The 23,476-nt window shown below is 68.1% G+C and carries 25 protein-coding genes and 1 tRNA gene; 18 read left to right on the forward strand and 8 right to left on the reverse strand.

The features are described 5' to 3' along the window. The first annotated feature begins 182 nt into the window (after positions 1–182). The 12 genes from N8I71_RS15170 to N8I71_RS15225 are packed head-to-tail and all read left to right on the forward strand — an operon-like array spanning position 183 to position 10,186. Positions 183–503, forward strand: coding sequence for a HypC/HybG/HupF family hydrogenase formation chaperone (locus N8I71_RS15170; RefSeq protein ID WP_262878857.1), 321 nt, complete (start codon positions 183–185; stop codon positions 501–503). 16 nt (positions 504–519) lie between these two features. Then, positions 520–912 (forward strand): thioredoxin domain-containing protein, encoded by a 393-nt coding sequence (locus N8I71_RS15175; protein ID WP_262878858.1) that lies wholly within the window; start codon positions 520–522, stop codon positions 910–912. Positions 913–928: 16 nt separating this feature from the next. Beyond that, on the forward strand, positions 929–1,780 hold the full coding sequence (locus N8I71_RS15180; protein ID WP_262878859.1) for a hydrogenase expression/formation protein: 852 nt from the start codon (positions 929–931) through the stop codon (positions 1,778–1,780). Beyond that, complete coding sequence (gene hybE / locus N8I71_RS15185; protein ID WP_262878860.1) at positions 1,777–2,556, forward strand: [NiFe]-hydrogenase assembly chaperone HybE; 780 nt, start codon at positions 1,777–1,779, stop codon at positions 2,554–2,556. The genes N8I71_RS15180 and hybE overlap by 4 nt, the downstream gene beginning before the upstream one ends. Then, on the forward strand, positions 2,556–3,434 hold the full coding sequence (locus N8I71_RS15190; RefSeq protein ID WP_262878861.1) for a hydrogenase expression/formation protein HupK: 879 nt from the start codon (positions 2,556–2,558) through the stop codon (positions 3,432–3,434). The genes hybE and N8I71_RS15190 overlap by 1 nt, the downstream gene beginning before the upstream one ends. Next, the gene (gene hypA, locus N8I71_RS15195; RefSeq protein ID WP_262878862.1) at positions 3,427–3,768 is read left to right on the forward strand and encodes a hydrogenase maturation nickel metallochaperone HypA; all 342 of its coding nucleotides are present in this window, start codon (positions 3,427–3,429) and stop codon (positions 3,766–3,768) included. Before N8I71_RS15190 ends, hypA begins: the two co-directional genes overlap by 8 nt. Then, positions 3,768–4,649, forward strand: a complete 882-nt coding sequence (gene hypB / locus N8I71_RS15200) for a hydrogenase nickel incorporation protein HypB (RefSeq protein WP_262878863.1) — start codon at positions 3,768–3,770, stop codon at positions 4,647–4,649. Before hypA ends, hypB begins: the two co-directional genes overlap by 1 nt. Before the next feature lie 13 nt (positions 4,650–4,662). Continuing rightward, positions 4,663–6,111 (forward strand): sigma-54-dependent transcriptional regulator, encoded by a 1,449-nt coding sequence (locus N8I71_RS15205; protein ID WP_262878864.1) that lies wholly within the window; start codon positions 4,663–4,665, stop codon positions 6,109–6,111. Positions 6,112–6,115: 4 nt separating this feature from the next. Then, positions 6,116–6,337, forward strand: coding sequence for a HypC/HybG/HupF family hydrogenase formation chaperone (locus N8I71_RS15210; RefSeq protein WP_262878865.1), 222 nt, complete (start codon positions 6,116–6,118; stop codon positions 6,335–6,337). Beyond that, the gene (gene hypD, locus N8I71_RS15215; protein ID WP_262878866.1) at positions 6,334–7,476 is read left to right on the forward strand and encodes a hydrogenase formation protein HypD; all 1,143 of its coding nucleotides are present in this window, start codon (positions 6,334–6,336) and stop codon (positions 7,474–7,476) included. The genes N8I71_RS15210 and hypD overlap by 4 nt, the downstream gene beginning before the upstream one ends. Continuing rightward, positions 7,473–8,498: a hydrogenase expression/formation protein HypE gene (gene hypE, locus N8I71_RS15220; RefSeq protein ID WP_262878867.1), complete on the forward strand. Its 1,026-nt coding sequence runs from the start codon at positions 7,473–7,475 to the stop codon at positions 8,496–8,498. Before hypD ends, hypE begins: the two co-directional genes overlap by 4 nt. After that, positions 8,498–10,186: a hydrogenase maturation protein gene (locus tag N8I71_RS15225; protein WP_262878868.1), complete on the forward strand. Its 1,689-nt coding sequence runs from the start codon at positions 8,498–8,500 to the stop codon at positions 10,184–10,186. The genes hypE and N8I71_RS15225 overlap by 1 nt, the downstream gene beginning before the upstream one ends. 164 nt (positions 10,187–10,350) lie before the next feature. Here the strand turns inward: N8I71_RS15225 and N8I71_RS15230 are convergent, their stop codons facing one another. The 5 genes from N8I71_RS15230 to pdxH all read right to left on the reverse strand — a co-directional run bounded on the left by N8I71_RS15230 (position 10,351) and on the right by pdxH (position 16,529). Next, entirely contained in the window at positions 10,351–14,019 is a 3,669-nt protein-coding gene (locus tag N8I71_RS15230) for a vitamin B12-dependent ribonucleotide reductase (RefSeq protein WP_262878869.1), read from the reverse strand. A gap of 579 nt (positions 14,020–14,598) precedes the next feature. Beyond that, a tRNA-Pro gene (locus N8I71_RS15235) sits at positions 14,599–14,675 on the reverse strand. Between the two features lie 50 nt (positions 14,676–14,725). Next, a complete protein-coding gene (locus N8I71_RS15240) occupies positions 14,726–15,235 on the reverse strand; it encodes a DUF192 domain-containing protein (protein ID WP_262878870.1) in 510 nt (169 codons plus the stop codon). Continuing rightward, positions 15,232–15,744 (reverse strand): cold-shock protein, encoded by a 513-nt coding sequence (locus N8I71_RS15245; protein WP_262878871.1) that lies wholly within the window; start codon positions 15,742–15,744, stop codon positions 15,232–15,234. The genes N8I71_RS15240 and N8I71_RS15245 overlap by 4 nt, the downstream gene beginning before the upstream one ends. 164 nt (positions 15,745–15,908) lie before the next feature. Beyond that, complete coding sequence (gene pdxH, locus N8I71_RS15250) at positions 15,909–16,529, reverse strand: pyridoxamine 5'-phosphate oxidase (RefSeq protein WP_262878872.1); 621 nt, start codon at positions 16,527–16,529, stop codon at positions 15,909–15,911. A 153-nt stretch (positions 16,530–16,682) separates the two neighbouring features. On the opposite strand from pdxH, the gene fabI reads away from it, so the two are divergent. From fabI to gpt, 3 genes are all read left to right on the forward strand, one after another. After that, the gene (gene fabI, locus N8I71_RS15255) at positions 16,683–17,495 is read left to right on the forward strand and encodes an enoyl-ACP reductase FabI (RefSeq protein ID WP_262878873.1); all 813 of its coding nucleotides are present in this window, start codon (positions 16,683–16,685) and stop codon (positions 17,493–17,495) included. A 67-nt stretch (positions 17,496–17,562) separates the two neighbouring features. Next, positions 17,563–17,886, forward strand: coding sequence for a hypothetical protein (locus N8I71_RS15260; RefSeq protein ID WP_262878874.1), 324 nt, complete (start codon positions 17,563–17,565; stop codon positions 17,884–17,886). Beyond that, entirely contained in the window at positions 17,883–18,389 is a 507-nt protein-coding gene (gene gpt / locus N8I71_RS15265) for a xanthine phosphoribosyltransferase (RefSeq protein ID WP_262878875.1), read from the forward strand. Before N8I71_RS15260 ends, gpt begins: the two co-directional genes overlap by 4 nt. A 79-nt stretch (positions 18,390–18,468) precedes the next feature. Here the strand turns inward: gpt and N8I71_RS15270 are convergent, their stop codons facing one another. Then, entirely contained in the window at positions 18,469–18,867 is a 399-nt protein-coding gene (locus N8I71_RS15270) for a c-type cytochrome (protein ID WP_262878876.1), read from the reverse strand. Positions 18,868–19,130: 263 nt separating this feature from the next. On the opposite strand from N8I71_RS15270, the gene N8I71_RS15275 reads away from it, so the two are divergent. Continuing rightward, complete coding sequence (locus N8I71_RS15275; protein ID WP_262878877.1) at positions 19,131–19,820, forward strand: hypothetical protein; 690 nt, start codon at positions 19,131–19,133, stop codon at positions 19,818–19,820. Between the two features lie 71 nt (positions 19,821–19,891). Here N8I71_RS15275 and aroB read toward each other — a convergent pair whose 3' ends face one another. Both aroB and N8I71_RS15285 read right to left on the reverse strand, forming a co-directional pair. After that, entirely contained in the window at positions 19,892–21,016 is a 1,125-nt protein-coding gene (gene aroB / locus N8I71_RS15280; RefSeq protein ID WP_262878961.1) for a 3-dehydroquinate synthase, read from the reverse strand. 20 nt (positions 21,017–21,036) lie between these two features. After that, the gene (locus N8I71_RS15285; RefSeq protein WP_262878878.1) at positions 21,037–21,606 is read right to left on the reverse strand and encodes a shikimate kinase; all 570 of its coding nucleotides are present in this window, start codon (positions 21,604–21,606) and stop codon (positions 21,037–21,039) included. Positions 21,607–21,801: 195 nt separating this feature from the next. Between N8I71_RS15285 and N8I71_RS15290 the strand changes: the two genes are divergently transcribed. Next, a complete protein-coding gene (locus N8I71_RS15290; protein ID WP_262878879.1) occupies positions 21,802–21,936 on the forward strand; it encodes a hypothetical protein in 135 nt (44 codons plus the stop codon). Next, positions 21,929–23,476, forward strand: coding sequence for a hypothetical protein (locus tag N8I71_RS15295; protein ID WP_262878880.1), 1,548 nt, complete (start codon positions 21,929–21,931; stop codon positions 23,474–23,476). The genes N8I71_RS15290 and N8I71_RS15295 overlap by 8 nt, the downstream gene beginning before the upstream one ends.

The following is a 23,476-nucleotide window of genomic DNA, read 5'->3' on the forward strand; positions in this document are numbered from 1 at the left end:
CGCGCGGTCGAGAAGCTGGCCGAATGGGGCATCGATGCCCGGCCCGGTCGTACGGACGCGACCCCCGACCTCGCCGATCCCGCGATCCGCCGCGACGCCTACGAGACCGGGCGCCCCAGCGCCGAGGTCGCCTACCGGCATGGCGACGAACGTTTCCTGCCGCGCACGGAAGGCTGAGCGCCATGTGCATCGGCATCCCCGTGGAGATCGTCGAGGTGAAGGGCCTGAGCGGATTGGCCCGCGACGGCGAGGACGTGGTGGGCGTCGACCTGTCGCTGACGGGTCCGGTCGCCCCGGGAACCTGGGTCCTCAACTTCCTCGGCACCGCGCGCGAGGTGCTGGACCCCGACGAAGCCCGCAAGATCCGCGCCGCGGTTGGCGCGCTGCAATCGGTCATGGCGGGCGGCGAGATCGGGGACGCCTTCGACGACATAGAGGCGCGCGGCCCTCGGCTGCCGCCGCACCTGCAGGCCGCAAAGGCCGCCGGCAAGACGACAGCATGACGACAGGGAGACGTTCATGGCCAGCCATCCCCTCATCGACCGCCTGACGACCGAGTTCGGCTTTCCGCGCCTCATGACGGAGGAGGCGCGCGACGCCTATATCGGCGCGCCCGGGGTGCATGTCCTTTTCATCCCCGGCGACCCGGTCCGAAACCTCGAGACCACCGACGTCGCCGTGATCCTGCCCGAGCTGATGCAGGCCTTCCAGAACGCCTTCGACTGCGCCGTGGTCGATGACGCGATCGAGGCCGCCACGCGCGAAATGGCGGCCGTCTACAAGACCCCGTCTCTCATCTTCTACCGTGCGGGCATCCAGATCGGCGCCCTGCCCAGGGTCCGCGACTGGGCCGACTACATGGCGCGGATCGCCCAGATCCTCGCCGCCCGCACCGAACCCCTCGACGCCTGACCCGGAGGACCGACCGATGCCAAGCGATTTCCGCCTGCCGCCCACGGGGTTCGGCCCCGGCTCCCAGCTGTCGGGCAGCGAAGGAACCGAACTGAGTTACATGGCCATGCCCAAGGACATGGCCGTCTTCACCCCGCACACGCCCGAGATCGAAGATGCAGCCAGCGTCGGGCCGGCGCTGGCGCTGCTGGACGAGGTCGCCGAGGCCTGCCGCATCGTGGCCGTCGAGGGCGGTTCGCGCCGCTTCGGCCTCGGCGCGCTCGACGCCGAGAACCGCGCGCTCGTGGCCGACACGCTCGGCGAAGGCGAGGTCTCCGCCCGCGTGCGGGGCATTCCCGCGGTGGCGGCGCAGGAGACGCGCTTTGCCGGTGTCTGGGTGCTGACCGGCGCGCGCGGCGGGAGCGGCGAGGACATGGTAGAGGTCGCCGCGATCCCCGACGCGGTCCGGGCCCGCGCCTTCACCGCTCTCAGGCCGGCGCGCGGCGCCGAGGCCCCGCGCACACCCGCCGTCATCAACGCCCCGCCGATCTTCGCGGAGCTGGCCGACAGGTCCGCGACCCATCGCGCGGGCGACCCGCCGCATGTCGTGAACTTCACCCTCCTGCCCCATACCGAGGACGACCTCAGATGGCTGGACGCCGCACTCGGCGAAGGCGCGGCCACGATCCTCAGCCGCGGCTACGGCAACTGCCGCGTGACGGCGACGGCGGTCCCGCATGTCTGGCGGGTGCAGTTCTTCAACTCCATGGACACGCTCATCCTCGACACGCTCGAGGTCACGGAGATGCCCGAGGTCGTGCTGGCGGCGCCCGAGGATCTGTCCGACAGCGGCAAGCGCCTCGTGAAGGTTCTGGAGGCGGTTCGATGAGCGTCTTCGAGGGCGGCTATCACCACTCCGACACGGGCCTCAGCCCGCAGGCGGTGCTGGAATGCAAGATCTGCTGGACGGTCTACGACCCCGCGAAGGGCTGCGACTTCCGGCAGATCGACCCCGGGACACCCTTCACCGCGCTGCCGGAGGACTGGACCTGCCCGACCTGCGGCGCCGAGAGGACGCAGTTCCTGGTGCAGTCCGATCCCGGCGCGCCCGCGTTGCTGGAGGAAGCCGCGATCAGGGCGAAGACCCGCGCGCTCGAGGCCGAGTTCATCGAGATCTGGCATGCCAAGATGCGGGATGTCCCGATGGTCAACCGCGCGCTCGAGGTTCGTGCCGTCGGCTTCCGGCGGCACGGCGAACACCTTCTGGGCGTGCTGGTCAGCCCGTGGTTCATGAACCTCGTGCTGCTGCCCGCCGAGACCGAGGACTGGTCCGGCCTGAAGCCCGGCGCGAAGGAGGTGATCGACTTCCCCTCGGGCGCCTACGAATTCACCCACAACACGAGGGAGATGATCGGCGGCTACAAGGCCTGCTCGCTCTTCTCCATGATGGGCGAGTTCCGCACGCAGGAGGCCGCCGTCGACGTGGCCCGCGCCGTCATGGCCGCCCTCTTCGACGAGGGAAACCGCGCCGAAACCGACCGCCGCGCGGATATCCGCGCGAGCCGCGAGGCGGAAGCCGCCGCGGCGACGCTCCCCGAGCCCGACCCCGAACCCTCGCGCCGCGCGGTGCTGACCGGTGGCCTTGCAGGAGGCGCAGCCGGCTGATGCTCGACAGCGGCGGCATATGGCGCGTCGCGGCGCCCGAGGCGCCACCCGCCGACCGGCTGGTGGCGGGGCGCAGGCCCGAGGAGGCGCGCGACCTCCTGGGCCTCGTCTTCAACCTCTGCCGCGCCGCGCAGATCGCGGCCTTCGACATCGCCACGGGGCGCAAACCCGATACCGAGGCCCTCGCCGCGGAAATCCGGCGCGACCACCTGATGCAGATCTTCCTCGCCTGGCCCCGCGCCCTCGGCCTTCCGCCCATGTTCGACCGCGGCTGGCTCGCCGACGAGGCGGCGGCGCTCCGCGCGCTTTTCGGTCCGGCCGGGCGCCCGCCGCGGACCGATTTCGAGACCGCGGGTTTCCTCGGCTCCGACGACGGCATCGCGCCGCTCCTGCAACTCGTCGCGACGCTCTTTCGCCCCGGGGAGGCGGTGACCCCCGGCCTGCCCCTTGTCGATGCCGAAAGCGCCTTCGCCCCCGGAGCGGTCGAAAATTCCCCCGCCGGACGCCGGGCCGCGCATCCGGCGATGGACTACGTCGAGGCGATACATGGCCGGGGTCCGCTCTGGCGCGCCATGGGACGGGTGATCGACCTTGCCGCGCTACTGTCGGGCGAGCGCCCGCGCCCCCTGCCCGCGCCCACGGGCTCGGCCATCGTGCCGGCGACGCGCGGGGTCTACGCGCTGAGGGTCGAGATGGAGAACGGCCGCGTCGCCCGGCTTCACCGCACCACGCCCACCGATCACATCCTGGCGCGCGGCGGCGTCATGGCGGGCGTGCTGACGAGCCTCCCGGCCGAACGCGGGCATCTGCTTCCCTTTCTCGTGGCGCTGATCGACCCCTGCCGCCCGCTCGACGTGGGGGCCGCACAGGATGCATGAGATGTCCCTCTGCGAAGGTATCCGCGACATCCTCGAGGCGCAGGCGCGCGCGCATTCGGTCTCGCGGATCACGCGCGTTCGGATCGAGATCGGGCGCTTCGCGGGCGTCGAGAAACCGGCGCTGGCCTTCGCCTGGGAGGTCGTGATGCGCGGCAGCGCGGCCGAGGGCTCCGACCTCGTGATGATCGACCTGCCCGGGCGCGCGATGTGCTTCGACTGCGGACGCGAGGTGGAGATCGCCGGGCGCCTCGACCCCTGCCCGGAATGCGGCGGAGGGCGGCTGGTGCCCAACGGCGGAGATGAAATGCGGATCAAGGATTTGGAGGCGGTCTGATGTGTACGGTGTGCGGCTGCGGCGACGGCAAGGTGGAGGGGCACGGACACTCCCACGACCATGGGCATTCCCACGACCACGAACATTCCCACGGGCATTCCCACGGGCATGGACACGACCACGACCATGGGCACCACCATCACCACGATCACAACGACCTGCATTTCGGAACCGGGGCCGCCGGCGTCCATGTCGCGGGGATGAGCCAGGCCCGGCTGATCGAGATCGAGACCGACATCCTGTCGAAGAACGACCGCTACGCCGCTGAGAACAGGGCATTCTTCCGAGGCCGGCAGGTTCTGGCGCTGAACCTCGTCTCCTCGCCCGGATCGGGGAAGACGACGCTTCTGGTCAGGACCATCGAGGCGCTGGGGGACATGGCCGTCGCGGTCATCGAGGGCGACCAGCAGACCGCCAACGATGCCGACCGCATCCGCGCGACCGGCGCGCCCGCGGTTCAGGTCAACACCGGCAAGGGCTGTCACCTCGACGGGCACATGGTGGGCCACGCGGTCGAGCACCTGAGCCTCGCCTCGCAAAGCCTTCTTTTCATTGAGAACGTCGGCAATCTCGTCTGCCCCGCCGCCTTCGACCTCGGTGAGGATGCGAAGGTCGCGATCCTGTCGGTGACGGAGGGCGAGGACAAGCCGCTCAAGTATCCCGACATGTTCACCGCCGCGCGGCTCGCGATCCTGAACAAGGTCGATCTCGCGCCCCATTGCGACGTGGACCTCGACCTCTACGAGGAGAACCTGCGCCGCGTGAACCCGACGATCGACATCCTGCGCGTTTCGGCACGGACCGGCGAGGGGATGGAGGGATGGCTGGACTGGCTTCGGACCCATCTCGCGGCCAAGACCGGAAAGGCGGCGGCCGAATGAAGGACCCACGCGCATGAAAGACGCGGGCCACGACCAGCGCGCGACCGTCCTCCTCGTCGATCCCGACGGGACGCGGCGCGAGCGGCTGCGCGGCCAACTTTCGCGCGAGGCCGAGTGCCTGAGTGTCGGCACGGGGGCCGAGGCGCTGAAGGAGTGCCAGGAGAACTTCATCGAAGTGGCCATGGTCGCCTGCGGCAATGACACGCCCGAGGGCGTGCCGCTCCTCGACCAGATGGCCGCGCACTGGCCCGAGACGGTTCGCATCGCGCTGGCCGAGGAAGATGCGCGCGACCTGCCCGACGATCTCTACCAGATCTGCCGGGGCGATCTGCCGCCCGAGGGCATGCGCCGGATGCTCAGGAACGCGGTGCAGCTGTTCCGCGTGCGCCGCGAGAACGACCGCATGTCCTTCGAGATGCGCTTCATGTCGCGCAAGGCCGGCCCCGCCGCACCGCCCGAGGCGCCGCATCACGACGAGGGGCTGGGCTTCGAGGCGATCCTGAGGGCCGCGACCTCGCCCATGGCCGCGACGGTCGCGCAGGCGAGGCACCTCGCCAGCTTCGACGTGCCGCTCCTGCTGACCGGCGCACCGGGCACCGGCAAGACCGCGCTGGCCCGCGCGATCCATGGCGCCTCGCTCCGGGCGGACCGGCCGTTTCTTGCGCTCGACGTTACCGGCCTGCCGGAGGAGGCCGTCCGCATCGAGCTGTGCGGGCTGCGCAACAACGGCTCCTCCCGCATCGGGCTGATCCCGAGGGCGTCGCGCGGGACGCTCTACCTCGGCGGGATCGAACATCTGTCGCCGTCCCTGCAACTGTGGCTGTCGCGGATGCTCGCCACATCCAGCTGCACGCCCGTCGGCGCCACCGAACCAGGCCGCATGGACATCCGGCTGATCTGCGGGACCGGGCGCGATCTGCGCCGCGCGGTGGCCGAGGGGCGGTTCCGCGCCGAGCTGTACCACCAGGTCGCTGTCGGCACGCTGGACGTGCCCTCCCTCGACGCCCGCCGCGAGGACGTGGCCCTGCTCGCCCAGCACATGCTGTTCGAGGTCGCCGCCCGGCATGGCAAGAGCGTCCGGGGCCTGAACGCCGAGGCGATGGAGTTTCTCGCAGCCTACGACTGGCCGGGAAACCTGCCCGAGTTGAGGAACGAGGTCACGCGCATGCTGATCTACGCCCAGGACCCCGTCCTCGGCCCCGATCTCGTGTCGCGCCACATCCTGCAGGCGCGGCCCGGCGCCGCAGATCCCGGCGAAGACGCGGTTCTGGAGGGGACTGGGCCGCTCAAGGACCGGGTGGAAGCCATCGAGAAACGCATCCTGCGCGAGGTTCTGACCCGGCTGAAGTGGAACAAGAGCCGCGCGGCGCAGGAACTGGGGCTGAGCCGCGTGGGGCTGCGCGCGAAAGTCGACCGCTACGGGCTGTGCCCCGGGGTCATAGAAACCGTGGAAGAGGGTTGAGACGATGTGCCATGCCATCCCCGCCGAAGTGGTCGAGGTCCTGCCCGACGCGATGGCCCGTGTCGACCTGTCGGGCGCCCGCAAGACGGTGTCGACCGCACTCGTCGGCGAGGTCGCCGTGGGCGACTTCCTTCTCGTTCATGTGGGCTACGCGCTCGGCCGTGTCGATCCGGCAGAGGCTGCGGAGACCCTGAGGCTGCTTGAGGAAATCGGAGCAACGTCATGAAATACTTGGACGATTTCCGCGACGCCAGGATCGCCCGAGCGCTGGCCGCCGAGATCGCGGCGGAGGTGCGGCCGGATCGGAACTACCGGCTCATGGAGTTCTGCGGCGGGCATACCCACGCGATCTTCCGCTACGGCGTGACCGACCTGCTGCCGCCGCAGGTGCGCATGATCCACGGGCCGGGCTGCCCCGTCTGCGTCCTGCCCGTCAGCCGCCTCGACATGGCGATCCGGCTGGCGAAAGAGGAAGGCGTCACGCTCTGCACCTATGGCGACATGCTGCGGGTGCCGGGCTCGAAGAAACAGTCGCTTCTGAAGGCGCGCGCGGAAGGCGCCGATATCCGCATGGTCGCCTCGACAATGGACGCACTTCAGCTTGCGCGCACAAATCCCGGGAAAGAAGTGGTTTTCTTCGCCATCGGCTTCGAGACGACAACCCCGCCCACCGCCGTCGCCCTGAAGATCGCCGAGGCCGAGAGGCTGGAGAATTTCTCCGTCTTCTGCAACCACGTACTGACCCCCGCGGCGATCACGAACATCCTCGAGGCACCGGAACTGCGCGCGATGGAAACCGTCGAGATCGACGGCTTCCTCGGGCCCGCCCATGTCTCGGTCGTGATCGGCGCGCAGCCTTACGAGTTCTTCGCCGAGGAATTCGAGAAACCCGTGGTCATCGCGGGTTTCGAGCCGCTCGACGTCATGCAGTCGATCCTGATGCTGGTGCGCCAGATCAACGAGGGCCGCGCCGAGGTCGAGAACCAGTATATCCGCGCCGTCACCCGCCACGGCAACGAGACGGCGAAGGCGATGGTGGCCGAGGTCTTCGAGATCGGGCGCAGCTTCGAATGGCGGGGGCTGGGCGACGTGCCCTACTCCGCCTTCCGCATCCGTGACCGCTTCGCCGCCTGGGATGCCGAGAGGCGCTTCGCCATGCGGCAGGGCCAGGCGCTGGAGAACAAGGCCTGCGACTGTCCGAAGATCCTGCGCGGCGCCGCGGTGCCGACCGACTGCAAGCTCTTCGGCAAGCAGTGCACGCCGCAGACGCCGCTGGGGTCCTGCATGGTCAGCGATGAGGGCGCCTGCGCCGCCTATTACAAGTACGGCCGCCGCCGCGTGGCCCGGATGGAGGCCGCCGAATGAAGCAGCATCGCACATGGACGGGCGTGGTCGAGATGGGCCACGGCGCGGGCGGGCGCGACATGGCGGACCTGATCGAGGGGATGTTCGTGACCGAGTTCGCGAACGACGCGCTGACGGGCGAGGAGGATCAGGCGATCCTCGCGGTCCCCGCCGGCCGGCTTGCGGTGTCCACGGACGGCTTCGTGGTCTCGCCGCTCTTCTTTCCCGGCGGCGATATCGGGGCGCTCGCGGTCAACGGGACCGTGAACGACGTGGCGATGGGCGGGGCCGCGCCCTTCGCGCTCTCGGCCTCCTTCATCCTCGAGGAGGGGCTGGCGCTTGCCGATCTCCACCGCATCACCTGTTCCATGGCCGAGGCGGCGCGGGCGGCGGGTGTACGGATCGTCACCGGCGACACCAAGGTCGTGGAGCGCGGCAAGGGCGACGGCGTCTTCATCTCCACCACGGGCTTCGGAATGGTGCGCGAGGGCGTGTCCCTCTCCGCCCGGAACGTCCGGCCCGGCGACGCGGTGCTGGTCTCGGGCACGATGGGCGACCATGGCGTGGCGATCATGGCGAGCCGGGCCGGTTTCGACTTCGAGACCGACATCCTGTCGGATTGCGCGGCGCTGAACGGGCTGACGGGTGCGATCCTCGACGCCGCCCCGAACACGCGCGCCATGCGCGATCCGACGCGCGGGGGCCTCGCCGCCGTCCTGAACGAGATCGCGCGGGTGAGCCGCGTCGGCATCACGATCCGCGAGGACGACCTGCCCGTAAGGCCCGGGGTCGCCGGGGCCTGCGAGATCCTCGGGCTCGACCCGCTCTATGTCGCCAACGAGGGCAAGCTCGTGGCCTTCGTGCCGCAGGAGGAGGCCGACGCCGCACTCGCCGCGATGCGCGCCCATCCGCTGGGGCTCGAGGCCACGATGCTCGGCACCGTCACCGAAGACCCCGACTGCTTCGTCGAGATGGAGACGGCCTTCGGCGGACGCCGCATGGTCGACTGGATCGCGGGTGAACAGCTTCCGAGGATCTGCTGATGCGTATTCTCCTGCTGTCCCACGCCTTCAACTCGCTGACGCAGCGGCTCTGGCTGGAACTGGAGGCCGACGGCCACGACCTCAGCCTCGAATACGACATCAACGACGCGACGACCCGCAAGGCCGTGGCGATGTTCGCCCCCGACCTGATCCTCGCCCCGTTCCTGAAGCGCGCGGTGCCGGCGGATGTCTGGCAGGCGACGCGCACGCTGATCGTCCATCCGGGCCCCTCGGGCGACAAGGGTCCCTCCGCCCTCGACCACGCGGTGCAGGAGGGGCGCGGCATCTGGGGCGTCACGGTTCTGGAGGCGCGGGACGAGATGGACGCAGGGCCGGTCTGGGCGCAACACCCTTTCGCGATGCGGGCCGCCACGAAGTCGAGCCTCTACCGCCGCGAGGTGACCGAGGCCGCCGTGACCGCGGTGCGCATGGCGCTCGCCCGGATCGAGGAAGGGCTCTGGCCGCTTCAGCCCGCGAACACCGGGCGCGAGGACGCGAAACCCCCGATGACGCAAGCGATGCGCCGCATCGACTGGGCCAGGATGACCGGGGCCGAGATCCTTGCCCGCATCCGCGCCGCCGACGGGCAGCCGGGTGTGCGGGACGAGATCTGCGGGCACGAGGTCTGGCTTCACGATGCGCATGAGGCGGGGGCGACGCCGCTGGCGCGCCTGACCCCCGGCGACATCGCGGGACAGGCGAACGAGGCGATCCTGCGGCGCACCGTGGACGGCGCGATCTGGATCGGTCACCTGACGATCCGCCTCGACGGTCGGCGGCTGAAGCTGCCGGCAACCCGCGCGCTGGAAGTCCTTGGCCTCGACGCGCCACCGGAAATCGCCGGACCCGACGCGCCCAACGGGGTGAGGACCGAGCGCCTCGGCCCGGTCGCGGTGATCCGCTTCCCCTTCCTCAACGGCGCGATGAGCGTGACCCGCTCCCGAAAGCTGGCGGAGGCGATCCGGGAGGCGGGCGACGCGCGGGTGATCCTGTTGACCGGGGGGCCTGAGTTCTGGTGCAATGGGATCGACCTCGCCACGATCGAGGCGGCCCACAGCCCCGGCGAGGAAAGCCTCGCGGCGATCGAGGCGATCGACGACGTCTGCCTCGCGCTGCTGGAGACCAGCGGCTGGACCATGGCCGCGATGGCGGGCAATGCGGGCGCGGGAGGTGTCTTCATGGCGCTGGCCGCCGACGAGGTCGCGGCGCGGCGGGGCGTCGTCCTGAACCCGCACTACAAGAACATGGGCAACCTCTACGGCTCGGAATACTGGACCTACACCCTGCCCCGGCGTCTCGGCCCCGAGGGCGCGGCCGCACTGATGGACACCCGGATGCCCCTTCTCGCGCGGCAGGCGGCGAAGACCGGCCTCGTCGACCGGGTCATCGGCGGCAGTCCGGGCGATTTCGAGGCGGCGATGATCGAGCGCGCGGCGGCGCTCGCGGCGGGCCCGGAGCTGGATGCGATGATCGGCGCCAAGCACGCGCGGCGGGCGGCGGACCAGGCGGCGCGGCCGCTGTCGGACTACCGGGCCGAGGAATTGCGGCGCATGCGGCTCAACTTCTTCGGCTTTGACACGAGCTACCACGTGGCGCGGCTGAACTTCATCACCGCCGTGCCGAAGTCGCGCACGCCCCTGCACCTCGCGCGGCACCGGCAGGTGCGGCGGGTCGCGGCGGCGGAGTGAGTCAAAGAAGAAGGGGGCGCCATTGGCGCCCCCAGTTTCGCTGATCAGGCTCTGATATTGACTGCCCGAAGTGTTCTGCCTGCGGCCTGATCCGCGTCAGGGGCGAGCGCACCCGCCCCGGATGTCAGACGCGCGGGGGGTAAGCACCGCGCGCCCGATTTCGTTCAGCTGCACCCGCTCGTCGCACCGCAGGTGTTGCACTTCATGCAGGTGCCGTTGCGCACCAGCGTGTAGTTCCCGCACTCGCCGCAGGCCTCGCCCTCGTAGCCCTGCATCCGCGCCTTGGTGGCCGCGTCGATCGACACCGATCCGGTGGCCACCGCCGTGGTCGAGGCGACCGCCGCGATGGTGCCCTTCACCTCGGGCACGAGCGTTTCCAGCGTCGCCACCGTGTCCGACGCGCCGCCCTGGAGGACGACGAAGTCCTGCGGCAGACGCTTTCGGAGGTAGCCGGTCGAGCTGATCTGCTTCAGCACTTCCAGCGACTTGGTGGCCGCCGTCTCTGTGACGGGCTGGACGTTCGACACGCCCTCCTCCACGCCGCGCCCGACATCGTCGAAGCTGGCGCCCGCCGGGGCCACGTGGGCCAGGTCCGTGCGGTCGAGGTAGGACACCGCCAGTTCGCGGAAGATGTAGTCGAGGATCGACGTCGCGTTCTTGATCGAGTCGTTGCCCTGCACCATGCCGCTCGGTTCGAACTTGGTGAAGGTGAAGGCGTCGACGAACTCCTCCAGCGGCACGCCGTACTGAAGGCCGACCGAGACCGCGATGGCGAAGTTGTTCATCATCGCCCGGAAGCCGGCGCCTTCCTTGTGCATGTCGATGAAGATCTCGCCGAGCGAACCGTCCTGGTACTCGCCGGTGCGCAGGTAGACCTTGTGGCCGCCCACGATGGCCTTCTGCGTGTAGCCCTTGCGGCGCTCGGGCAACTTCTGGCGATGGGCGCGCACGATCTCCTTGATGATGACCTTCTCGACGATCTTCTCGGCGAGAACGGCGGCCTTCTCCTGCGGCGTGCCGGTTTCCAGCGTTTCGGCGGCCTCCTCGTCGTCCTCGACGAGTGCGGCGGCGAGCGGCTGGCTGAGCTTGGAGCCGTCACGGTAGAGCGCGTTGGCCTTCACCCCCAGCGACCACGACAGCTCGTAAGCCTTCTGGCAATCCTCGATCGTGGCCGAGTTCGGCATGTTGATCGTCTTGGAGATCGCCCCGGAGATGAAGCTCTGGGCCGCGGCCATCATGTAGATGTGGCTGTCCACCGAGAGGAAGCGCTTGCCCTTCTTGCCGCAGGGGTTGGCGCAGTCGAAGACGTGGTAGTGCTCTTCCTTGAGGAAGGGCGCGCCCTCGAGCGTCATCGTCCCGCAGACATGGTCGTTGGCCGCCTCGATCTCGGCCTTGGAGAAGCCGAGGTGACGAAGCATGTCGAAGGTCGGGTCGTTCAGCTTTTCCGCCGGGATGCCCAGCGTCTTGGTGCAGAACTCCTCGCCCAGCGTCCACTGGTTGAAGACGAAGCGGATGTCGAAGGCGGACGGCAGCGCCGCCTCGACCTTCTTGATCTCCGCCGGACCGAAGCCATGGCCGATCAGCGCGGTGTGGTTGATCCCCGGCGCCTGTCCCAGCGTGCCGTGACCCACGGCGTAGGCGATGATCTCCTCGATCTGGCTGGAGGAATAGCCCAGCGTCTCGAGCGCGCCCGGAACCGACTGGTTGATGATCTTGAAGTAGCCGCCGCCGGCCAGCTTCTTGAACTTCACCAGCGCGAAGTCGGGCTCGATCCCGGTGGTGTCGCAGTCCATGACGAGACCGATCGTGCCGGTGGGCGCGATCACGGTGGCCTGCGCGTTGCGATAGCCATGCTCCTCGCCCAGCGTCAGCGCCTCGTCCCAGGCCTGCTTGGCCAGCTCGACCAGCCGCTGATCGGGGCAGTTGGCGTGGTCGAGAGCCACGGGGTTCACGTTCACCGCCTCGTAGCCGTCGGTCTTGCCGTAAGCGGCGGCGCGGTGGTTGCGCATGACGCGCAGCATGTGCTCGCGGTTGCGCTGGAAGCCCGAGAAGGGACCCAGTTCCGAGGCGATCTCGGCCGAGGTGGCGTAGGCCACGCCTGTCATGATCGCGGTCAGGGCACCGCAGAGGGCCCGGCCCTCGGCGCTGTCGTAGCCCAGCCCCATGTTCATGAGGAGACCACCGATGTTGGCATAGCCGAGGCCGAGCGTCCGGAAGTCGTAGGAAAGCTGCGCGATCTCCTTGGAGGGGAACTGCGCCATCATCACCGAGATTTCCAGCGTCAGCGTCCACAGCCGCGTGGCGTGCATGTAGCTTTCCGCGTCGAACTTGCCGGCCGAGTAGAAGGTCAGCAGGTTCATCGAGGCGAGGTTGCAGGCCGTGTCGTCGAGGAACATGTACTCCGAGCACGGGTTCGAGCCGCGGATCGCGCCGTCCTCGGGGCAGGTGTGCCACGCGTTCACGGTGTCGTGGAACTGGATGCCCGGATCGGCGCAGGCCCATGCGGCGTGGCCGACCTTCTCCCAGAGATCACGAGCCTTCACGGTCTTCGCGACCTTGCCGCCGACGCGGTTGATGAGGTCCCAGTCCTCGTCGTTCTCGACCGCCTTCAGGAAGGCGTCGGTCACGCGGATCGAGTTGTTCGAGTTCTGGCCCGAGACGCTGGAATAGGCCTCGCTGTCCCAGTCGGTGTCGTAGGTCGGAAACTCGATGGCGGTGTAGCCCTGCCGCGCGTAGTCCAGAACGCGCTTGATGTAGGTCTCGGGGACGCTTGCGGATTTCGCGGCGCGGATCGCCTTCTTCAGGCCATCGTTCTTCGCCGGGTCCACCGCGTCGTCCAGCGCGCCGTCCCAGGTCTGGATCGCCTCGAAGATACCGTTCAGCGTGCGCTCATGCGCCTTGGAGCCGGCGACGAGGCTGGCCACCTTCTGCTCTTCCACGACCTTCCAGTTGATGAAGTCCTCGATATCCGGGTGGTCGGCATCGACGATCACCATCTTGGCCGCGCGCCGCGTGGTGCCGCCCGACTTGATCGAACCCGCCGCGCGGTCGCCGATCTTGAGGAAGCCCATGAGGCCCGAAGACTTGCCGCCGCCCGAAAGCTTCTCGCCCTCGCCGCGCAGGAAGGAGAAGTTGGTGCCGGTGCCCGACCCGTACTTGAACAGCCGCGCCTCGCGGACCCAGAGGTCCATGATGCCGCCCTCGTTCACCAGGTCGTCGGCGACGGACTGGATGAAGCAGGCATGAGGCTGCGGGTGCTCGTAGGCGCTGGACGATTTCGTCAGCTTGCCGGTCTTGTAGTCGACGTAGTGGTGGCCCTGGCTCGGCCCGTCGATCCCGTAGGCCCAGTGCAGGCCGGTGTTGAACCACTGCGGGCTGTTCGGCGCCGCCATCTGGCGCGCCAGCATCAGCTGCATTTCGTCGAGATAGGCGCTCGCGTCTTCCTCGTCGGTGAAGTAGCCGCCCTTCCAGCCCCAGTAGGCCCAGGCACCCGCAAGGCGCCGGAAGACCTGCCTGGCGCTTGTTTCGCCGCCGTATCGCTGGTCCTCCGGCAACTCCTCCAGCGCCTTTTCGTCGGCCACGTGACGCCAGAGGAATTCCGGCACGCCCTTCTCCTTGACGGGCTTGAGGCGCGCCGGGACACCCGCCTTGCGGAAGTATTTCTGTGCGATGACATCGGAGGCCACCTGGCTCCAGCCCGCCGGCACCTCGACCTCGTCGAGCCGGAAGACGACCGTGCCGTTGGGATTGCGGATCTCGGAACTGGTCGTCGTGAATTCGACCTCCGCGTAAGCGTCCGCCCCGGCCCGTGTGAATCTGCGTTCGATCTTCATTCTGGCACCCTTCTTGTCGTCGCCTGCAGGCCTTGTGGCTGGCCTCTTGCCTCGTCGGGGCGGCTCGGGATACTCGCGCCCGGCGCGGCGCACCGGGTCGGAGACGGACGAGCAAGACTGGCGCACGCCCCAGGCGCACGGGTCAGCAAGTCCATTGTCTTTCGCGAGGTTGATCCTCTGCCCCTGCCAGGCTGCGCTATATGTTGTGGCGCTTGACCCGACGCACACAAACTGACGTAGGCGGACGCAGACCGTCAACGCATTTTTGAGAGCTTCGAGAGAATTTTTTCACTTGCCAAGATCGGCCTCTGGCGTTCCGCCCCGCACGGCCCCCGATTCATCCCCATGGCCGGTCGAGGACGATTTGCAGAGAATGCTCAGCCATAGCGCGGTTTATCGCCTTGCGAGCCAAGTTCTCCCCAGCCCGACGGCTCCACCGGGGACGGATGACGCAAGGGCACCCTCGATGCCATGCGGCTGCCTTCGATGTTGCCGGCAGGTCACGACTCGGACCCCTCGACACACCGGATAGCCCGCGTGTTGGAGGTCGAACCACAAGATATGGTGCTGAGAGGGGGATGGTCGGGGCGAGAGGATTCGAACCTCCGACCCCCTGTACCCAAAACAGGTGCGCTACCAGGCTGCGCCACACCCCGACCGTGGCTCGCTCATAGCGTCCCGCGCATGGCGGACGCAAGCCCGTGAATCACTCCGGGTCGCAGGACCAGGCCGCGGCGTCTTGCGCGATCGCGGGATGGCGGATCTCGGTCCCCGGACCCATGCCGAAGCGCTCGACCAGGCCCCCGTTGATCTCCAGAACGTATTGCGCCGGGCCGTCGCTGGGCAGCGTCGTCTCGTCGAGCGGCACGGCGTTCTCGGCCGCGCTCACCCAGGTGCCGGTTGCGTCGAAATAGATGATGTCGAGGGAGATGAGCGTATTTCGCATCCAGAAGGTGCGGACACGCTCGTCGGGGAAGACAAAGAGCATACCGGCGTTGCGGGCCATGTCCTCGACGAACATGAGCCCGCGCGCGCGGGTCTCGGGCGTATCCGCGATCTCGACCCGGAAACGTGCCGTCCCCCAGTCGCCGCGAAGCTCGACCCGGTCCATCTCGCAAGCGGCCTGCGCCGCGGGCGCGGCGAAGGCGATCGCGGCGCCGGCTAGCGCGGCCGGACCGGACCGGAAGGAGAAAAGCCGGGCAATTGCCCCTGTCACACGTAATCCCAACTGCGCACCTCGGCCGCGAGTTTGCCTCTCGGACCGTCCACGACCTTCATGGCCACCGCCTCGCCAGACTGCAAATCCGCAAGTCCGAACCGGCGCAACACCTCGACATGGACGAACACGTCCTCGGGATGCCCGAAAACGTTGGCGAAGCCAAACCCTTTCGCCTTGTCGAACCATTTGACGCGCGCGGCGACGAAGACCGCGTCCTCGGGCACGTCGGGGATGTTCACCTGGGCTTCCGGCCCGGCCTCACCGGGTTCCGGAGGCGTGATCTCGAGCACTTCGAGCGCCTGCAGACCGCGCGGTGTCTCGTGCGTCAGCACGCTGATCCCGGAATTCTCGGCCACGGATCCCTGGCCGAAATTGCGCAATACGTTGGCGTGAAGCAGGATGTCGGGTCCCCCCGAATCCGCCACGATGAAGCCGAAGCCCTTGCCGCCATCAAACCACTTCACGCGGCCGCGAACGACCCCGCCGAGTGTCTCATTATCGGCCATAATGCCTTGTCCCGAAAATTGGCCAAACGGCCACGTAGTTGTCCCGGCCCAAAATATCGCAGGCGCAGGCCATGCGGGGCAACCCGAAAATTCTCAATGTTTTCAGACGTTGAAAAATTCACGCATCGTGAATCTACCGGCCCGGACGCGGCAGGGCGGACCGATCAGGGGTTCAGACGAACCACCTGCCAGGGCGCTCCGGGCGCCGTCCGCGTCCAGCGGAACCGGTCATGCAGCCGGAACGCGCCGTCGGCCCAGAACTCGATCTCGACCGGCGTGATGCGGAAGCCGCCCCAGAAGGGCGGGCGGTCGGGATTGGTCCCCTTCTGCGCGGTCACGCGCGCGACCTCGGCCATGAGCGTGCCGCGGCTGTCCAGCGGGCGCGACTGCCTCGAGGCCCAGGCGCCGAGACGGCTCTTGAGCGAGCGGCTGCGGAAGTAGGCGTCGGCGGCGGGGCCGTCCTGACGCTCGACCGTGCCGCGGACGCGGATCTGGCGACGCAGGCTCTTCCAGTGCATGACGAAGGCGGCCTTGCCGCTGGCCGACAACTCCTGCCCCTTCACGCTTTCGTAGTTGGTGTAGAAGACGAAGGCCCCCTCGCCCGCGCCCGGCGCCTCGATCTCCTTGAGGAGTACCATGCGAACGTTCGGCAGGCCCGACTCGTCGACCGAGGCCAGCGCGATCGCCTCGGGATCGTTGAGCTCGCTCTCCCGCGCCTCGTCGAGCCAGGATCTCGCGATCATGAAAGGGTCGTCGCCCGCGAATTTGCCCGTCCGGTCAGCCATGTCGGTCCCTGCCCTGTTGTCCGCGAAGAACCTTATCCCGCCCACGCGCCGCGACAAGGTCCGGGGATGCCGCGGACGCGGCAATCTTGCGGCCCCCCCGGTGATGCCCTACAGGAAGCCAACGGTGAAGGCGAATGACGAGGGACTGTGGCCATGGGCTTGATGACAGGCAAACGCGGGCTCATCATGGGGCTGGCCAACGACAAGTCCATCGCCTGGGGCATTGCCCGCGCGGTCGCGGCCGAAGGCGCGGAGCTGGCCTTTTCCTACCAGGGCGAGCAATTGCTGAAGCGGGTGCAGCCCCTGGCTGAAAGCCTCGGCTCCTCGATCGTCCTTCCCTGCGATGTCGGCGATCCCGACAGCCTGGACGCGCTCTTCGCGGCGCTCGAGGCGGAATGGGGCAGCCTCGATTTCGTGGTTCATGCCATCGGCTTCTCCGACAAGAACGAGCTGCGCGGCCGCTACGTCGACACGAGCCCCGCGAACTTCGCGATGACGATGGACATCTCGGTCTATTCCTTCACCGCCGTCTGCCAGCGCGCGGAGAAGATGATGCCGAACGGCGGGTCGCTCCTGACGCTGACCTATTTCGGCGCCGAGAAGGTCATGCCGCACTACAACGTCATGGGCGTGGCCAAGGCCGCGCTCGAGGCGAGCGTCATGTACCTCGCCGAGGACCTCGGGCGCGACGGCATCCGCGTGAACGCGATCAGTGCGGGCACGATCAAGACGCTCGCCGCCTCGGGCATCGGCGATTTCCGCTACATCCTGAAATGGAACGAGAACAACGCGCCTCTGCGCCGGACGGTCACGCAGGAGGAGGTGGGCAAGTCCGCGCTCTACCTGCTGTCGGACCTTTCAAGCGCGGTGACGGGCGAGGTTCACCATGTCGACTCGGGCTACAACATCATCGGGATGAAGAACCCCGAGGCGCCCGACATGACGCTGGAGAAGCGTGAGGGCTGAACTCGGAATGACCCTGCCGCGGTGGCCCCTGATACACTTTGCCCTTGTCTCGGTGGCAGGCGTCGCCATGACACTCCTGCTGGTCTGGGCGGTGGAATTCGCCACCGAGGCTTCCATGCTTTGGGTCGAAGCGGCGGTGATCGGCATTGCAGCCCTGATCGCGCGGATCAGGACATGGCTGGGGGCCCTGGGCGCTCTCCTGATCGCGGTGACGGCCCATATGGCGATCATGGTCATCCCGTTGTTCTTGCTGTTGGACGGCACGTTCAATCGCGTCGCCAACCGACAACTGACCGAACTCGCGATAGAGGTGGGGGGCATCTTCGCGCTGCCCATCCTGGCCGGCACGCTTGTTTCCGCATACCGGCAAAGACTGGGAGAAAACCTATGATCAATCCGCTGCCGCATGAAAAAGGGTTCCACGTCTCGTGGGACCAGATCCACCGCGACGCCCGCGCGCTGGCGTGGCGCCTCGACAAGCGCGGCCCCGGATCGGACGGGTCCTGGCGCGCGGTCGTCGCCATCACCCGCGGCGGCATGGCGCCCGCGATGATCGTGGCGCGCGAGCTCGACATCCGCATGGTCGATACGATCAGCGTGAAGAGCTACGACCACCAGACCCAGGCGGCCCCCGTGGTGCTGAACCGGCCCGACGACGCCATGATGGGCGATGGCGAGGGCGTGCTGGTGGTGGACGACCTCGTCGATACGGGCAAGACCCTGGAAGTGGTCCGCTCGCTCTACCCCAAGGCGCATTTCGCCACCGTCTACGCCAAGCCCAAGGGCGAGCCGATGGTCGATACCTTCATCACCGGGGTGAGCCAGGACACCTGGATCTTCTTCCCCTGGGACATGGCGCTGCAGTACGTGGAACCCTACCGCGGCAAGGAGTGAAGCGGCGTCGCCACTTCGAACTCCGGCGCGGGCCGAGCTTGCAGACGGATGGGCAGGCGTCGGCTGGGTCCGTCAGGAACTACTGCTGGATCGATTCCAGGTAGTAGACGAGCGACAGGATTCGCCCACGTGCCACCATCTCCGCGGTCTCTCCGCGTTCACTGCTCGCCGAGGCCTGGAAACGATCACCCCAGACCGGCATCGCACTCCCATGCGCCCGGACGCCGTCGCGACCATCGACCGTGGCGAGGACAGCTCCCACGGGAAAAGTCCCTCCATTGGCCATCGAGAGACCTCTCAGATTGGGCGTTTCGATGTTCAGAAGCCCGGCGAGAGGCCCATCGCCCAAGCCGCTCTCTCCGTGACACCCGGCGCAGGCGACCATGTACTCCTGCTCGCCGACGCTGTCGGCGAAGGACGGGCTGCTGACCAAGGCAAATGCCGCAAGGAGCTTCGCTGCGGTGTTCCAATTCCTCATGATGTGCCCTCCCAAGCGCACGGACCATAACCAAGGTTAACTATATCGAAAAAAACAATCATCAGGAGTCTTTTTTAGTTTTGTCAGCAGTCACGCTGGGCAATCATCTGTGGAAATAGGTGGAAATGCCACGCGGAAGCTGCGTCGCGGACACACATGGTTTTCCAAGGGCCAACCGCGAGGCTGCGATGTAGGGCATGCTTCTGGCAGCTTGGCCGGAACCGGAGTGTTGCAATTCTCGTCCGTTTTGAGGGGTTTGGCACTTGAAGCAAAGGTCCACCGTCGCGCGCGCCGCTGCAATCTGCCTTGGGCTTTGCCTGCCGCAAGCCTTGGTGGCCGAGGCGGTCATCTGCCCAGGGGGCGGGTTCAGTGTCTATGGTGCCGGCCACCGCGCGGATGCTGTCTGCCAAGCGGCCCTGGAGGCGACTGAGCAACTGGCGAGCTGTAACCTGTACGTTCCGACCCCTGTCGCCATCGAGGTCACGCGGTCCATGCCCGGCAACTGCTACGGGCTCTACCATTGCGACGAAGATCTTATACAGCTTTTGCCGTTGGAGGTTTATGAGACCCACCTGTCCGGTGCGCCCGACAGTCCATTCGGCCACCTGGAACCTGAAGTGTTCTTCAACAGCATTCTCCGCCACGAGCTTGCCCATGCCGCGCTCGGCACCTTGCCTTGCCCCTACGAGGGGTGCCCGGCCACACAGGAATTCGTAGCCTATACGATGCAGATCCGGTTCCTGTCGGACGCGGATCGGGCGCCCCTGGATCAGCGGGCCGCCGAAGTCGAACGCCCCATCACGAGAGATGGCATCAGTGCGGTGGTACTCATGTTGTCGCCGGAGGCCTTCATCGCAAACGCACATGCTTACCTGTCTCAGCAGGAGGATCCTTGTGACCTGATCGGCGCGATCGCACGGGGTGACGTCATTTTCGACCTCCCCTTCCGATAGGAGGCCGGATCAGCGGGGCAGGCATTGACCACGTGGCTGGAGGACAAACGCGTCCTTCGGGCTCAAACCCGTCACCCGCGCCTTCCGGTTCCGCGCATCGCGTCCCGCAGCACGTCGCGGACGGCCTCCACCGGCACATCCGCGGTCACGAAGGCCTCCCCGATCCCGCGCGCGAGGATGAACCGCAACTGTCCGTCCACCACCTTCTTGTCCTGCCCCATCAGCGCCAGAAGCGCCTCGGCATCCGGCAAATCCCCGGGAATGTCAGACAGGTCGCGCTTCATCTTCATGTCGGTGAGGTGCGCGCGCACGCGGCTCGGCTCCTCCTGGCTGCACAGGCCCAGGCGCGCCGACAGTTCGAAGGCCAGCGCGCAGCCGATCGCCACCCCCTCGCCGTGCAGAAGCCGGTCGGAATAGCCTGTCGCGGCCTCGAGCGCGTGGCCGAAGGTGTGCCCGAGATTGAGGAGCGCGCGGTCCCCCTGCTCGGTCTCGTCGCGCACGACGATGTCGGCCTTCATCTGGACCGAGTGGCGGATCGCCTCAGCGCGCAGCGCGGTGTCGCCAGCGGCAAGCGCGGGTCCGTTCGCCTCCAGCCATTCGAAGAAATCCGCATCGCCCAGCAGCCCGTATTTCGCCACCTCGCCGTAACCCGCGAGGAAGTCGCGGGGGGCGAGCGTGCCGAGCACGTCGATATCGGCCAGAACGAGGCTTGGCTGGTGGAAGGCGCCCACGAGGTTCTTGCCGTGGGAGGTGTTGATCCCGGTCTTGCCGCCGACCGAACTGTCGACCTGCGCCAGAAGCGTCGTCGGCACCTGCACGAAGCGCACGCCGCGCCGGAGGATCGCGGCGGCGAAACCGACGAGATCGCCGATCACCCCGCCGCCGAAGGCGATCACGAGGCCCGACCGCTCCACCTTCTGCGACAGGAGCCACTCGACGGTCCGCATCAGCTGCGGCCAGCCCTTGGTCCCCTCGCCCGGCGGCAGGATCAGCGCCTCGCTTTCGATGCCAGCGGCGCGCAGGCCGGCCTGAAGCGCCGGCAGGTGCAGCGCAGCGACCGTTTCCTCGGTCACGACGGAGACGCGCGGACGTTTCAGGAGAGGCGCGATCTCTGCGCCTGCCTGCGCCAGCAGGCCGGGCGCGATGCGCACCGTGTAGGCCCGGTCGCCAAGCGGTACGCGGACGTCGTGGCGCATCGCAGCGGTCGCGGTCCCGGTCATGCCGCAACCTCCTCGGCGGCGCCCGCTTCCACCAGGCGACGGAGCACGCGTTCGGCCGTCTCGGCAATGGACCAGCCGGCCTCGACGTGGATCTTCAGCGGCGCGAGCCGGTAGACCGGCGTGCGGGCTTCGAGCATCTCGGAAAGCGTGCGATGCGGGTTCTGCGTCCGCAGAAGCGGCCGCGTCGACTTGTGACGCACACGGTTCCACAGGAGATCGAGGTCCGCCTCGAGCCAGAGGACCGCCGCCTTCTCGGTCAGAAGCGCGCGGTTGCGTTCCGACATCCAGGCGCCGCCGCCCGTGGACAGGATGCAAGGCTCCCCCTCCAGCAGGCGTTCGATCACCTGTGTCTCCTTCTCGCGGAAGAACGGCTCGCCATAGCGTTCGAAGATCTCGTTGATGGACAGGCGCGCGCGCTCCACGATCTCGGCGTCGGAGTCGCGCATCGGAACGCCGAGCCGCGTGGCGAGCGCCCGGCCCACAGCGGTTTTTCCCGCCCCCATCATGCCGATCAGGACAACGGTCTTGCGCAGTCGGACCTGCAGCTCTGGCACGCTTTCGCCCATGGCCGAAAAAAAACTTTCGCTGACTGGCATTATTCCACCAGCCATGGCTTATATTGAAAAAAGCCGCGCGGCAAACCTCGTGGCGCGGTGGCGGTGTGTCCGCGACCGGACGCGGCAGAACCCTGCCGCGTGGAACGGACCGCGAAGTCGAAGGCCTGGGACAAAGGCCAGGGCAGGAAGGGAAAAACGGATCCCATGGGGCGCGTCATCGGCCTTCTTCTCATCCTCGTCTTGCTGGCCGCGGTCGGCCTTGTCACCTTCTCCTATTCGGGCTTCCTCGAGCCCGACCGGCAAAGCGTAACGCAGCCCGTGGACCTGGGCCGTGACTAGGCAAACCCTGTTCGCCGCGGCGTTGGCGGGGCTCTTGGCGCAGGCCGTCGCCGCGCAGGATCCCGTCGAGGAGATCATGCCCCCGACCCTGCCCGACCTGCCCGACGCCTTCTCGCCGGACTGGCTGTCGGACACGGTCACGCGGCCCCATGCCAATGTCGCCACCTCGGCGTCGCGGCCCGATTTCACGGTCCTGCCGCTCGACGCGGTGGAACTGGACGCGGTGGGCCTTCTTCCGCGCTCGATCACCGGGCTGCCGGACGATCTCTGGGGTCAGTCCGAGCCCGAAACACTGGTCCGGCTGTTCCGGGCGCAGCGGACGGGCGGCCTGCCCGCGGTCCTGTCGTTCACGCAAACGCTGGCTCTGGCGGAACTGTCGTCGCCGGTCGGCGCGGACCCCTCGGACGGCGCCCTCTTTCTCGCAAGGCTCGACATGCTGCTGGCGCGCGGCGCGCTCGAACCGGCGCTTGCCCTGATGGAGCGGGCGGGCCCGTCCGAGCCGCAGATCTTCCGCCGCTTCTTCGACGTCAGCCTCCTGACGGGGCACGGTGACCGGGCCTGCGCCGCGATGGACGCGAATCCCGACATCGCGCCGACCTTTCCCGCGCGCATCTTCTGCCTGGCGCGCATGGGCGACTGGCCCGCGGCGGCGCTGTCGCTGGGCACCGGCGAGGCGCTGGGGCGGATCACGACCGAGGAAGGCGACCTGATCGCGCGGTTCCTCGACCCAGAACTGTTCCAGGAAGAGCCACCTCTGCCGCCGGATCCCAACCTGACGCCGCTCGCGTTCCAGATGCGCATGGCGATCGCCGAGCGGCCCGACCTTACCGGGGCGCCGCTGGCCTTCGTGCATGCCGATCTTTCGCAACTCGCCGGCTGGCGCGCGCAGCTCGACGCCGCCGAGCGGCTGACGCGCTCTGGCGCGATCGAGCCGCAGCAATGGTTCGCCATCTACACGATGCGGGTACCTTCGGCCTCCGGCGGCGTTTGGGACCGGGTCGCGGCCGTGCAGGCGCTCGACGCGGCACTTCTGGCGGGGGACGCGGCCGAGGTGGCGCGGCGCCTGCCCCCCGCCTTCGCGCACATGCAGGAGGCGGGCCTCGCCGTCGCCTTCGCCACGATCTTCTCCGAACGGCTGCAGCGCGTGCCGCTCACCGGCGAGGCGGGACTGCTGGCGCGGCGCACCGGCCTGTTGTCACCCATCTACGAACGGGTCGCCCAGACCGCCGTGGCACAGGACGAGGCGGAGCGTTTCGCCTTCGAGATCGCGCGCGGCCGCGCGGTGGAGGCGCCGCAAGGCGCGGACGCCGTGACGCTCGCCATCGCCGCCGCCTTCTCCGAGCCGCTGCCGCCCCACCGCTACGCCTGGTTCCTGCGGAACGACCGCATGGGCGAGGCCTTCCTGCGCGCCGCGCTGGTTCTGGGCGATCGCGAGGCCGATCCCGGCGACATCGCCGATACGCTGGTCCTGTTCCGCTCCGTCGGGCTCGAGGACCTTGCACGCCGCGCGAGCCTGCAGCTGATGCTGGCCGAAGGCTGA

This window comes from Roseicyclus sediminis (assembly GCF_025515305.1).
GTDB lineage: Bacteria > Pseudomonadota > Alphaproteobacteria > Rhodobacterales > Rhodobacteraceae > Roseibacterium > Roseibacterium sediminis.